12 protein-coding genes are annotated in these 12,741 nt (G+C 65.8%); all 12 read right to left on the bottom strand.

Annotated elements, in window-relative coordinates:
• Positions 1 to 10: 10 nt before the first annotated feature.
• Positions 11 to 1,453, bottom strand: a complete 1,443-nt coding sequence (locus tag ACP7EG_RS22990; protein WP_426089436.1) for a pyridoxal phosphate-dependent decarboxylase family protein — start codon at positions 1,451 to 1,453, stop codon at positions 11 to 13.
• A 61-nt stretch (positions 1,454 to 1,514) separates the two neighbouring features.
• Positions 1,515 to 2,909, bottom strand: coding sequence for an ethanolamine ammonia-lyase subunit EutB (locus tag ACP7EG_RS22995; protein ID WP_426089437.1), 1,395 nt, complete (start codon positions 2,907 to 2,909; stop codon positions 1,515 to 1,517).
• Between the two features lie 66 nt (positions 2,910 to 2,975).
• Positions 2,976 to 4,436 carry a TIGR01777 family oxidoreductase gene (locus ACP7EG_RS23000; RefSeq protein ID WP_426089438.1) on the bottom strand — a complete coding sequence of 487 codons (1,461 nt, stop codon included), beginning with the start codon at positions 4,434 to 4,436 and terminating at the stop codon, positions 2,976 to 2,978.
• Positions 4,433 to 5,077: a DUF4166 domain-containing protein gene (locus tag ACP7EG_RS23005; protein ID WP_426089439.1), complete on the bottom strand. Its 645-nt coding sequence runs from the start codon at positions 5,075 to 5,077 to the stop codon at positions 4,433 to 4,435. Before ACP7EG_RS23005 ends, ACP7EG_RS23000 begins: the two co-directional genes overlap by 4 nt.
• The gene (locus ACP7EG_RS23010) at positions 5,074 to 5,631 is read right to left on the bottom strand and encodes a GbsR/MarR family transcriptional regulator (protein ID WP_096237725.1); all 558 of its coding nucleotides are present in this window, start codon (positions 5,629 to 5,631) and stop codon (positions 5,074 to 5,076) included. Before ACP7EG_RS23010 ends, ACP7EG_RS23005 begins: the two co-directional genes overlap by 4 nt.
• Positions 5,632 to 5,697: 66 nt before the next feature.
• Positions 5,698 to 6,813, bottom strand: a complete 1,116-nt coding sequence (locus ACP7EG_RS23015) for a fatty acid desaturase family protein (protein WP_426089440.1) — start codon at positions 6,811 to 6,813, stop codon at positions 5,698 to 5,700.
• Complete coding sequence (locus tag ACP7EG_RS23020; RefSeq protein ID WP_426089441.1) at positions 6,810 to 7,925, bottom strand: sterol desaturase family protein; 1,116 nt, start codon at positions 7,923 to 7,925, stop codon at positions 6,810 to 6,812. The genes ACP7EG_RS23015 and ACP7EG_RS23020 overlap by 4 nt, the downstream gene beginning before the upstream one ends.
• A complete protein-coding gene (locus ACP7EG_RS23025; protein WP_426089442.1) occupies positions 7,922 to 8,560 on the bottom strand; it encodes a phosphatase PAP2 family protein in 639 nt (212 codons plus the stop codon). Before ACP7EG_RS23025 ends, ACP7EG_RS23020 begins: the two co-directional genes overlap by 4 nt.
• Positions 8,557 to 9,852, bottom strand: coding sequence for a F390 synthetase-related protein (locus ACP7EG_RS23030; protein WP_426089443.1), 1,296 nt, complete (start codon positions 9,850 to 9,852; stop codon positions 8,557 to 8,559). Before ACP7EG_RS23030 ends, ACP7EG_RS23025 begins: the two co-directional genes overlap by 4 nt.
• The gene (locus tag ACP7EG_RS23035; protein WP_426089444.1) at positions 9,849 to 10,679 is read right to left on the bottom strand and encodes an MBL fold metallo-hydrolase; all 831 of its coding nucleotides are present in this window, start codon (positions 10,677 to 10,679) and stop codon (positions 9,849 to 9,851) included. Before ACP7EG_RS23035 ends, ACP7EG_RS23030 begins: the two co-directional genes overlap by 4 nt.
• The gene (locus ACP7EG_RS23040) at positions 10,672 to 11,709 is read right to left on the bottom strand and encodes an NAD-dependent epimerase/dehydratase family protein (protein ID WP_426089445.1); all 1,038 of its coding nucleotides are present in this window, start codon (positions 11,707 to 11,709) and stop codon (positions 10,672 to 10,674) included. Before ACP7EG_RS23040 ends, ACP7EG_RS23035 begins: the two co-directional genes overlap by 8 nt.
• A 10-nt stretch (positions 11,710 to 11,719) precedes the next feature.
• Positions 11,720 to 12,700: a 3-oxoacyl-[acyl-carrier-protein] synthase III C-terminal domain-containing protein gene (locus tag ACP7EG_RS23045; RefSeq protein ID WP_426089446.1), complete on the bottom strand. Its 981-nt coding sequence runs from the start codon at positions 12,698 to 12,700 to the stop codon at positions 11,720 to 11,722.
• Positions 12,701 to 12,741 lie beyond the last annotated feature (41 nt).

Below are 12,741 nucleotides of genomic sequence, written 5' to 3' on the forward strand. Positions count from 1 at the left end.
GACATTCCCTTCAAGACAGGCGCGCCGCGCCGAAGCGCAGCACGCCCGCAAGCAGCGCGTCGATATCCTCGGCACGCGTGCGGTGATTGACGATGGCGGCGCGTATGGCCAGCTTGCCGCCGATGGTGGTGGTCGATGGCGCAGCGATCCCCGACTCGTGCAGGTCGGCGACGATCTCGCCATTGAAGGCGTCGCCATCGCCGCTGGCCACGCCGCGATGGCGGAAGCACACGATATTCAACGTCACGGGCGCCAGCAGTTCCAGTTCCGGCGTGGCTTGCACGCGTTCTGCCAGGTAGCGCGCCAGCGCGCAGGTGTGGGCGATCGCCGCACCCATGCGCTCGGCGCCATGCACCTTGAAGGTGAACCAGGTTTTCAGGGCGCGGAAACCGCGCGACAGATCGGGGCCGAAGTCGCAGGGCCATGGCGAGCCGCCGGCCAGGCCTCGCGCCTCGCGCCGCAGGTACGCGGCCGGCGCGGCAAAGGCGGCCATGTGCCGCGCGCCGTCGCGCACCAGGAAAAAGCCCGCGTCATACGGCACCTGTCCCCACTTGTGAAAATCGAAGGCCAGCGAATCGGCCAGTTCGATCCCGGCCAGCAGGGGGGCTATCTGGGGCGAGAGCATGCCCAGAGCACCATACGCGCCATCCACGTGGAACCATAGCTGTTCGCGCGCGGCCAGCGCGGCCAGCGCCGATAAATCGTCAATGGCGCCCGTGTCGACGGTGCCGGCCGTGCCGGCGATGAAGAAGGGACGCAAGCCCGCCGCGCGGTCCGTGGCGATGGCATGGGCCAAGGCAGCGACGTCAATCTGCTGGCGCCCATTGACGGCGACGCGGCGCAAGGCGGCCGTGCCCAGGCCCGACAGGTCCATGGCCTGCGCGATGCAGCCATGCGCGGCGGCCGAGGTGTAGGCCACCAGAGGCGCGCCTTGCAAGCCTTGCTGGCGCGCGGCCACGCCCAGCGTCTGCGTGCGCGCCACCAGCACGCCCATCAGGTTGGCCATCGAGGTGCCCGTCACGAAAATGCCACTGGCCGTATCCGGAAAGGCGAACAGTTCGGCCATCCAGCGCGAAATCTGACGCTCCACCTCGACCGGCATCTGGTTGCGCCCACCCACATTCGCATTCAGGCCCGCCGCCAGCATCTCGGCCAGCATGCCCACTGGCGTGCCGCCGCCATGCACCCAGCCCATGAAACCGGGATGCACGTTGCCAACGGCATAGGGCAGCACGTCCTGCAGGAAGCTGGCGTGGGCGTCGGCCAGTGCGCCCGGCGCGCGTGGCAGCGGCTGCGCGAAGCGGGCACGCACGCTGTCGGGCGCCGGCTGCCAAACGGGCCGCTGGCGGATCTGCTGCTGATAGTCGAGCATATCGTCGAGCATCTGGTGGCTTTGCGCGCGAAAGGCGTCCCAGTCCTGCGGGTCGAGGGAATCGGGGTCGGGTGGCAGCATGTTGGCGTCGGATGGGGAGATTGCCGATTATCGCACCAGCGCAGCAGCGCAGGGCGTCAATTTACACTTGCGACCCCAGGCGATGCAGGGCCGCCTGGAAGGCCGGTGCCAGCGCCGTGCGCAAAAGGCCCTGCGCATCGGTGATTTGCATGCGCGCCAGCCAGGCCGCGAATTCGGGTGCCGGACGCAGGCCCAGCACGCGGCGCGCATACAGGGCATCGTGGAACGAGGTGCTCTGGTAACCGAGCATGATGTCGTCCGCGCCCGGCACGCCCATGATGAAATTGCAGCCGGCCACGCCCAGCATGGTCAGCAAGGCATCCATGTCGTCCTGGTCCGCCTCCGCATGGTTGGTGTAGCACACGTCGCAGCCCATGGGCAGCCCAAGCAGCTTGGCGCAGAAATGGTCTTCCAGCCCCGCGCGCATGATCTGCTTGCCGTCATACAGGTACTCGGGGCCGATGAAGCCCACCACCGAATTGACCAGCAGCGGCTGATACGCGCGCGCCACCGCATACGCGCGCGCTTCGCACGTTTGCTGGTCCATGCCGTGATGCGCGCCGGCCGACAGGGCGCTGCCCTGCCCCGTCTCGAAATACATGACGTTGTTGCCCACGGTACCGCGCCCCAGCGACAGGGCCGCCGCCTGTCCCTCGGCCAGCAGGGACAAGTCGATGCCGAAGCTGCGGTTGGCCGCCTGCGTACCCGCCACCGACTGGAACACCAGGTCGACGGGCGCGCCGCGGCGTATCGCTTCGATGGTATTGGTGATGTGCGTGAGCACGCAGGACTGGGTGGGGATTTGGTACTGGTCGATGACGGCATCGAGCAGGTGCAGCAGCGAGACCACCTGCGCCACATTGTCGGTAGCGGGATTGATGCCGATCACGGCGTCGCCGCTGCCCAGCAGCAGGCCGTCGAGGATCGACGCGGCAATCCCCGTGGCGTCATCGGTCGGGTGGTTCGGTTGCAGCCGCGTGGACAGGCAACCATCCAGACCCAGAGTATTGCGAAAGGCCGTGACGACTTTACATTTCCTGGCCACCAGCACCAGGTCCTGCAGGCGCATGATTTTTGAAACGGCGGCCGCCATCTCGGGCGTGATGCCGGCGGCGACGCGCGCCAGCATGGCCGTATCCGTCGCGTCGTCGAGCAGCCAGTCGCGAAAGTCGCCCACGCACAGGTGCGCGATGGGGGAAAACGCGGCGCGCTCATGGCTATCGATGATCAGGCACGTGACTTCATCGTCTTCGTACGGCACCAGCGCCTCATTGAGGAAGGTCAACAGCGGCACTTCCGCCAGCGCCAGCTGCGCCGCCACCCGCTCCCGCGCGCTGGCGGCCGCTACGCCCGCCAGCACGTCGCCCGAACGCAGCGGCGTGGCCTTGGCCAGCAGCTCTTTCAGGCTGGCGAACTGGTAAACATGGCTGTCTATCGTATGGCTGAATGAGGGCATGGGCGTCTCCTGATGGGGTCAGACCCGCCGGGTCTGACCCCGGAGCATGCCCTATTCTACGCCAGGCTACAGGCTGCGCAGCGCGCCTTCCAGCTGCGGATGGCGGAAGACAAAGCCGTCGGCCAGCAAGCGGCGCGGGGCGACCCTTTGACCTTCCACCAGCAAGTCGGCCTGCTCGCCCAGCAAGGCGCGCATGAGGAAGGCTGGCGTGGGCATGATGCTGGGGCGGTGCAGCACCGCGCCCGCCACTTGGGCGAAGCGACGCTGCTCGATCGCTTCGGGCGCGCAGAAGTTGTACGCGCCGTTCACGGCACCCTGTTCGCTGCGGCGTGCCAGATGGGCGATGCCGCGGATCACGTCACGCACATGCACCCACGATACCCACTGCTTGCCGCTACCGAGCGGGCCGCCCGCGCCGAAGCGGATCGGCAAGAGCATCTGCGGCAGCGAACCCTGGTGGCCGAAGACGAGGCCAAAGCGCATGCAGCCCACCTGCACGCCAAATTTCTCCGCCTGGCGCGCGGCCGCCTCCCATTCCTGGCACAGCTGCGACATGAAGATGGCTTGCGGCGCGTCGTCTTCAGCCAGTTCCGTCGCGTCGCCCTGCGGCTGCACGCCGTAATAGCCGATGGCCGACGCCGACAGCAGCACGCGCGGCTTGTGCTGCGCGCGGGCGATCCACGCCACCAGTTCCTGCGTCAGCGCCACGCGGCTGCGGCGCAAGGCCGCCTTGCGCGCGTCCGTCCAGCGCTTGCCGACGATGCGCGCGCCGGCCAGGTTGACCACCATGTCGATGCGCTGCGCATCCGATAGTTCATCCAGCGACCGGATGCAGCGCACCTGGCCGTCGAAGGTCCACGCGGCCTGTTTCGGCTGGCGCGTCAGCACCGTCACCGCGTGACCGTCGGCCAGCAAGGCGCTGAGCAGCTGCTGGCCGATGAAACCCGTGGCGCCCGTTACCAGCACGGACTGCGGTGTACTGGCAAACTGCAAATCCTCCGTCTCTTTTTCCTCCACCTCTTTGCGCCGGCCCAGTTGCCAGACCGCATACGCGTCGCGCAGGCCGGACAGGCCCACGCCCACGCCGCACAGGGCGAGGAAGACGCTGAGCCAGCCATACGGCTGCCACACGAGGGCCGTCGGCAGGTTCGCCCACTCGCTGCTATTCAGGGCCAGCAGGGCGATGAAGGCGCCTGCATTGATCGCCAGCACCGTGTGCGTGACCCGCTCCGTGGCAGGCAAGAGGCGGGTCTGGTCTTCCACGACGAAATCCCACAGGGTCAGCACGATTTCCACGCCAAACACGATCACCAGCACCCAGGCCCAGGCGCCATGCCATTCCCACGCGGCCAGGCCGACGAACAGCAGGCTGTAGATCAGCGCACGCGTCGCGTGGATGGTCAATTCCAGGCGCGCCGAGGCCTTTTGCGGTAGCGCTTCCGTGACTTCATGGTGGTAGATGGTGTCGAAGGCGCCCAGGCAGCCTTGCGCCGCCATCAGTTGCAGGGCCAGCAGATGTGTATTCATGGTGTCTCCTTGTGTAGGGCGGGCGCGGCGCTTTCACGGAACACGCCGACCTGGGTAAACGTGGTGCCGAACAGCGCGTGGCGGATCTCGATGCGGATGTTGAACTGCTGCGGCGTGTCGTTGCGGTGGCACAGATAGGTCTTGCCGGGCGTGAGCACGCCGGGCAGCGGCATCCGCCAGCCGAAAAGTTCCCAAAAATAGCCGTCGCTGGTGAAATGCAGGTTGCCATCCTCGACGTGCAACAGCAGCTTCATGCCCAGGCCCAGGCCCACGTATTCGAGCACTTCACCTTTTGCGCTTTCGGCCATGTAGGACGTGAAGCGGATCGGCGCGCGGCCATGCAGGCGGTAAGTGCGCTGCTTGAAGATGAAGGGGCAAGCGGGACGCGAATAGACTTCGATATCCACGGGGAAGTCGTGATCGTCATACGGAATCAGGGCGCCGTCGATGAAGGGGCGCGTCAGCCAGCCCAGTACCTTGCCCAGGCGCGAACTGGTCAGCTCACTGAGCTCGCCCCGGTAGTACAGGGGCTGGCCCGGTGCGGGATTTTTCTCGAAGCGGCGGCGGATGTCCGGGTGCAGCGTCAGCCACTGCTCGCCCATGACCTTCCTGAACAGCTCTCCTTCGGACGGGCCATTCATGGTTTTTTACCTGGCTTGCCAGGCTTGTCGTCCGGGCTGAGGAACTTGGCCACCTTGCCGCCCATGGACAGCATGCGCTGCAGGGTCGCCGGCGGCAGGTTTTTATAGTCGCTGTAGGTGCTGCTGAGCATTTCCAGGAAGGCCAGCACCTCGCCCATGCGCGCCAGCGTTTCCGGCGGTATCGCCGCATCCTGCTCGCCCTCGATCGCGCATTCGCGCAGCACCGTCAGGGTGGGGTCGATCTCGCGCCGCTTGCGCTCTTCCATGATGACGCGGAAGATCTCCCACACATCCTGCAGGGCGACAAAGTGGTCGCGCCGGTCCCCCATCACATGCGTGATGCGCGCCAGGCCCCAGCTTTGCAATTCCTTCAGGCTGTTGCTGACATTCGAGCGGGCCACGTTCAGGCTGGCCGCGATGTCTTCCGCCGTCAAGGGTTCGTTGGCCAGGAACAGCAGCGCGTGGATTTGCGCCACGGTCCGGTTGACGCCCCAGCGGGTGCCCATCTCCCCCCAGTGGAGGATGTATTTCTGAGTAGTCGGGCTTAATTCCATGATTTCTCTTATTTCTGTCGTTGCAGAAATGTAAGACGAAACAGAAATCCAGTCAAGCGCGATTCATCAGGAAGTTGCGGGCGGCTGGCCCATGGCGCGCAGGAAGGCTTGCTGCGAGGCGTGCAGCTGGCCATAACCGAGTTCGCGGTAGACGAGGCCGTGACGGGGCGCCAGTTCGGCCAGGATGCGCGCCAGCGCCGGGTAGTGGCGGTGGTTCCAGGTGGGGAACAGATGATGCGTGAGGTGCAAATTCAAGCCGCCAAGCCAGTAGCCGAGCCAGCGCAAACGGCGCGGTTGCGGCGTCCAGTCGCAAGCCGTGTAAAACGTGTGCTGGTACCAGTCGTGCGGCAAGGTGCCATCGGGGCCCGGCTGGAAAAACTCCACCTCGGCCCAGTGCGTGCCGAGGATCAGCGCCACCAGCGCGCACGAGGCGAGCATCTGGCCCACGAAATACGCGCCCAGCACCACGCCCCAGGCTATGCCCTGCTGCTGCAGCACCCACATGGGCAGCGCCAGCACCAGCGCCACGTGGCCCAGCTTCCAGCCCAGGAACGACAGCCAGCCGCGCCAGCCCTGCAAGCGGCTGTGCGCGGCCACGGGCGTCTTGCCGAAGCGATCGAGCCAGTCGCCATACCAGTTCAGATACGGCAGCGACAGGGCCGCCACCACGGGCCAGTACAGGTATTGATAGCGGTACTGGGGCGACCAGCGTTGGAACGGTGTCTGGCGCAGGAAGGGATTCGGTTCCGTGTCGAGGTCATAGCCCTCCACGTTCGCATACGTGTGATGGAAGTGCACATGGCGGATGGTCCAGAAATCCGTGTCCACGCCCACGGGCAAGCCCACCAGGCGGATCAGGATGCGGTTCAGGCGTCCCTGGCGGAAGACGGCGCTGTGGGCCGCGTCATGCAGGGTATTCATGGCCAGCGTCATGGCCGCGACCAGGCAGGCGACATAGCTGGCGACAAACGGCCAGGTGCTGTCGGCGTTCAAGGCCAACGCATACAGCCCCGCCGTCAGCGCGGCCAGGAACACGGTCTTTGCATGCAGGCGCGCGTCGCCAAAGCGGTGCTTTCCTTCGCTGGCGAGATAGGCATCGGCGCGCGCGCGCAGTTCGCGGCGGAAGGCGGAATCGCGCGCGGGCTGGAAGCGCAGCGGCGGCAAGGAAGGCACAGGCGTCACGCGCGCGTCCCTGCCGCAGCCGGCCACCACAGGCGGCGCGCGCCGTCGAGGCCATGCGCCAGCAGCGCGGCCAAAAACACCATGCCCCACGCGTCGCGCGCGCCATACCAGCCCAGATACAGGACCGGCATGGCCAGCGCGATGGCGACCCAGGCGATGGCGCCCCAGCGGCGCGCATCGGACAGGCCGCCCAGCGCCAGGGTGCCGCCAAAAATCAAGGCGAACAGGATGGCCTGCTGCGCGCCGGCCAGCGCCGCTTCGTGGTTGACGTAATAAATCACCAAGCCAAACAGGATCACGCCGCCGATGCCGATGAACAGCTCGGGCACGTGGAAAGTACCGCGCGACTGCCAGTGGGGAAAGCGCGCGCGCAGCCATGTAAATAATTTGCCGTTGCTGGCCAACAGGGGGTTGTGCGTGGGTGTCATGCCCTTCACGCCATAGCGCATTTCCACGCCATCGAGTTCCGGTTGGAAGCTGCCGAACAGCCTGTCCCACAGCAGCAGGGTGCCGCCGAAATTGCGGTTGATGTAGCGTTTATCCGTGCCGTGGTGCACGCGGTGGTGCGACGGCGTGACCATGAACTTGTCGAGGATGCCGGACTTGTTCACCAGCGCATTGTGGTTGTAGAACTGCACCGTGTAATGCAGTGACGAGACGACGAGGAAGATTTCCAGCGGCACGCCCAGCACGGCCAGGATGGCGATGAAGGGGAAATTCGTCAGCGACGAATACCAGGAATTGCGCACGCCCAGCGACAGGTTGAAATGCTCGCCCTGGTGGTGCACCACGTGCACGGCCCACAGCAAAGGGATTTTATGGTGCAGCCGGTGCATCCAGTAAAAGCACAGGTCCCAGGCAAAAAAAGCGAAGACCCATTGCACGGCCACGGGCCACTGGTCGACGATGTGCAGGTTCACATGGCGCAGCAGCAGGGCAAACGCGGCCACTTCCACGCCACGGAAGACCCACATCAGGATATGGCCGGAATTGAGATTGAAAATCACGTCTTTCCACGGCACCGGCGTCTTGCGCACCCATTTCAGGATCAGCAGTTCGGCCAGCACAAAGGCTAGCATGATCAAAAACGACAGGGCAAAGGGATTCATCATGATGCGGTTTCAGTGGAAATGGCGCGGCGGGTAAGCCAGAATACCTGCATTTTCGCCAGCATGCCGCCAGCGATGCCAACAGCCAGGCCGGCGGCCAGGTCGATGCTGACATGCCGGCGCAGCGCGATGATGGCGTAGCAGATGGCCACGCCCAGCACCAGGGCCAGCGCGGAGCGCAGCAGGTGGCGTTTGTCGCACAAGGCCCACACGCACAGCAATGTCAGGGCGCCATGCAGCGACGGCAGGCAGTTTTGCGCGGAGTCCGCCGACTGCAGCATGCGCAGCGCCTGCGTGCTCCAGGCATTCCCGTCACCCACGGGCGGATACGCGAGGGTGGTTGGATACAGCAGGAAGACCACGCCGCACGCCAGCGCGGAGAGCGCCATGGCGCGCGCCAGCCAGCGCACTCTCGCCGCATCGGCCGCCAGATAGGCGTACGGGATCAGGATGAAGAAGGATAGATACAGCCAGATGGCGGCATCGCTGTAGGGAATGGCGCGGTCGATGGCCGTTTCCGGCAGCAGCACGCCCTGCCCTTGCAGCACATCGCTGGAAAAATACACGAGGCCGACGCTGCCCCAGCCGGCCAGCAAATGCAGCAACCGGCTGCGTACGGTCATGGAAGAAGGGTTCATGCGCTTGCAAGGCGCCGGATGCGGCGCCGTTTCATGGTGGGGTCAAAGGGAGGCAGTTCGCCGCTCACCGTCCAGGCCAGGCTGTCGACGGCCACGCCCAGGCCGCGCAGCACCGCTGCCAGATGTGCGCGCAGGGCCGCCAGGCCGGCGTCGTCCAGGGCCGCATGCAGCAGCAAGGCGCTGTCGCCCTGCTGCACCAGGCGGTAGTCGGCGTCCGCCGACAAGGCTTGGGCGAAGGCGCGCGTCAACACGTCGGCAAACACGGCGACGGGGGCGCCGCCGCGCGCGGACGGCAGCAGCAGAAGGTCGTCGCAACGCCCTTCGATGCCATCGATGGCGCGCGTGGCGCGGCCGCACGGGCATGGCGTGGCGCGCGCGAGCAAAATATCGTCCAAGCGGTAGCGCACGATGGGCTGCGTGATGCGCGTAAAATCCGTAATCACGGGCACAAAACGACGTTCTTCAGCATCGAGCCATTGCGGCTCGATGTGCACATATTCCTCGTTCAGGTGCAGCACGCCGTGTTCGCAGCTGCTGGCGAGAAAACCCTCGGTGGCCTGGTAGATTTCATGCACGGCGCCGAACGCCTGCACGATCAGTGCGCGGTCCTGCGCTTCCAGCACTTCGGCCACCGAGATGACTTTTTTCGGCGCCAGCGCCAGGCTGCCGTCGATGACGCGCAAGGCCAGCTGGCGCAGCACCTGGGCCGGTGCGACGATGACGGAAGGTTGATAGCGCGCAAGCTGCGCGCACAGGCTGTCGAACGGTTCGAACAGGTCGTAGAACGCAAAGGTCAGCCACGGCGAACGCACGGCCGTGTACAGATTGCTGTTCGCGCGCAGGAACAGCGCGACTTTTTCGCCGGAAAACAGGCCGTCGGGCAGCGCCTTGGCCAGCATCACGCCTGCCCATTGCGCCTTTTCGCGTGGGCTGACGGTAAACACGGCGCGTCGCGACGAAGTGCCCGATGATAACCCCACGGTGATGTCGCCCACGGCGGGCGTGAAGTCGCGGCTATGCTCGGCCGCCATGGCCGCGTCCATCGCCTGCGCCAAGGTGACGCCCTCGGTGTTCATGGCGTCGAAATGCTCAAGCATCAGCGCCTTGTTCATGGTGGGCCACTGCGCCAGGGGCAGCGCGCGATAGGCAGCGAAATAGCGGCTGCGCGCGCACAGGGTGCCGATGAAACGCGCCAGCTGCTCCTGCTGGTAGGCGTCCAGCTGCACGCGATCCGTAAAGCGCAGGCGGCGCGTGCGCCAGTACGACAGCAATAACCAGACAATACGCTTCACGGACGGCCCGCCACAGGTAAATAATCGAGCGTATCTTCATGCGTGATGCGGATCTGCGCATTGCCCGACTGGTGCAACTGGTGCAAGCGGTTCAGGGTGGCGTAATACGGCGCGCGCTTGTGCTGGATGATGAACGACAGTTCGGACGGCCCGCGCAGCTGCTGAAAACTCTCCGGCACCCAGGCCGCGTCCGACGCCAGCAAGGTCCAGCCGCCGTCCTGCAGCACGAAGGCACCCAGATGGCCGATGGCGTGGCCGGGCAGGTCGACGATGTAAATCTCGCCTGTGCCGCTGACGTCGCGCCCGTGCGTAAACGGCAGCAGGGCCGCCGGCAAGGCCGTCTCGGGCACGCTTTCGACAAAAGCCAGGCGGTCGGCAATATCGGGCGGCAGCAGCTCGGGCACGAAGGCCTGGCGCACGGCAGCCACGCCGGACAGGCCGCGCACGGCGTCCCAGCCAGTTTGGGAGGCCATCAGCCGCGCGCCGGGAAAGTCGCGCAGGCCGGCGATATGGTCGGCGTGGAAGTGCGACAGCAGCAAGGTGTGGATGTCGCCGGGCGATACGCCGTGTGCGCGCAGCTGGCCCTGCAGGGATTCATTCTCGTCGAAGGAAATCGGCGTCACCCACGCGTACAGGCGGTACACGCCTTTCGACGTGGCGGCGCGGAAGTGCTCGGCGTAACCGGTGTCCCACAGGTACAGGCCCGCGCGCGTTTCGATCAGATAGGCGCGCGAGGGGAAGCAGCGGCTGGCCAGCCCGCTGCCTTTCAAGACCATGCACGAAGGATGTGTGCAATGGCCGACGCGAAATGCGGTGATGCTAGCCATTGCGTTCCTTGCCTACCTTGTGCGCCGCCGCTTCCTGGCGCATCCACTGCGCCGTCAGGGCGATGCCTTCCTGCAGGCTGACGATGGGACGGTAGCCGAGCACCTTGCGCGCCTTGGCATTATCGAGCGTCATGTCGAAACTGAGCGCGCCGATGCTGTAGGGCGTGAGCGATGGCTCGCGCCCCGTAAAACGCGAAGCGAACTGCATCAGGCGGGCCGCCAGCGCCAGCACGCGGTAGGGCACGCTGACGATCTGGAACGGCTGCTGCAGGTGCTCGCAGAACAAGGTACGCAAAATGTCGCACAGGCGCGCCGGTTCGCCATTCGTGATGTTGAAGGCGGCACCGGAAGCGATGGTCTTGTGCACGGTGGCCAGCCACATCGCGTGCACGACGTTGTCGACATAGGTGATGTCGATGCTGACCGCGCCGCCATTGGGCAGCGGCAGCTTGCCGCCGCGCTCCTGCAGCACGCGCGCCAGGCGCGGGATCAGTACCTGGTCGTACGGGCCGAAGATGGCGCGCGGGCGCAGGATCACGCACGTCATGCCGCGATGCCGGTCGACCGACTCCTGCACCAGCTTTTCCGCCATTGCCTTGGAGCGCGCATAGGCGTTGACGAACGCGTCGGGGCGGAAGGTTTCCGGCACCTCGTAGCGGTTGCGGTAATCGAAATACATGGCCGGTGTGGAGATGTGCACGAAGCGCGCCACGTGCTGACTGGCGGCCGCGCGCAGCAGCTGGCCCGTGGCGGTGACGTTGGCGGCGATGAAGTCGCGCTCGGCGCCCCATGGCGAGGACAGCGCGGCGCAGTGCCAGACGGTGTCCATGCCGCGCACCAGCTCGTCGACCTGGCGCGGCGAGGCTTGCGCCAGATCGAGCGGCACGAATTGCGCGCCCATGCGCTCCAGTTCACGGCCGACAGCGGCGTTGCGGCCCGTGGCGCGTACTTCCACGCCCTGCGCCAGCAGGGTGCGCACGGCATTGCGCCCCAAGCCCCCCGTCGCTCCCGTGACCAGTATCCGCCTCATCGCACCACCTTCACAGATCAAGAATCATGCCGCCGATGGTCAGGCCTGCGGCCGTGCCCATCATCAGCAAACGCTGGCCGGCCACGGCCCGCCCCGTCATCACCGCCTCGTGCAGGGCGGTGGGCAAGGAGGCAGCCACCTGGTTGCCGTGCGTTTCAAAGATCTTGATGATTTTAGCATCGGGAACGTCGAGGATGCGCGCCGCATGCGCGAGCCCCAGCGGGCTGGCCTGGTGCGGCACGACCACATCGATTTTTTCCAGTCCGGCGCCCGATTCCTGCATGAGTTCCGCCAGGAAATCCGGCATCACCTTGACGGCCAGGCGGAATACGGCCTTGCCATCCATGCGGAACAGATAGTCGCCCGGTTCGCAGCCGTTGCGGGGGTTGCGCTCGGTGCCGCCGCCGCGGATTTCGCAATAGCGGCGCCCTTCCGGATACGTGCCCATCTTGTAGGCGCGGATGCCGGCGCTGCCGTCACCGCGCTCAACGATGACGGCGGCGGCGCCGTCGCCAAAGATCATCGACGCTTCCGGCTCGCTCCAGTCGACCCCGCGCGAAGCGAGGTCGGACGAGACGATGGCGATACGCCGGTAGGCGCCGCCGGCCAGCATGGACGCGGCCACGCGGAAAGCGGCCATGAAACTGAGGCAACTGGCGTTGACGTCGAAGCTTTGTGTGCCGGGCGGCAAGCCTGCATGCTCGGCCACGAAGCAGGCCGTATTCGGCAAGGCTTGCTCGGGCACGCCGCAGGCGCAGATCAGCAAGTCGATGTCGGATGGACGCAGGCTGGCGTTCTTCAGCGCGTCGAGCAGGGCGGCGGCGCCCAGCTGGCTTTGCGACTCATCGGGCGCGGCGACAAAGCGCGACAGCACGCCGCTCTTGCGCAGGGTGTAGCCAGCCGGGTGGCCCAATTTCAGGTCCAGGCTTTCGGAAGTGACGCTATGCGACGGCACGGCTTTGCCCGTCGCGATCAGGCGAACTGGAATCATGTTTGCCTTAACAAAGTAAAGTAAATACGGTTGATGAAGGG

The sequence above is a fragment of the Janthinobacterium sp. PSPC1-1 genome (assembly GCF_049897625.1).
Classification (GTDB): Bacteria; Pseudomonadota; Gammaproteobacteria; order Burkholderiales; family Burkholderiaceae_D; genus Janthinobacterium; species Janthinobacterium tructae.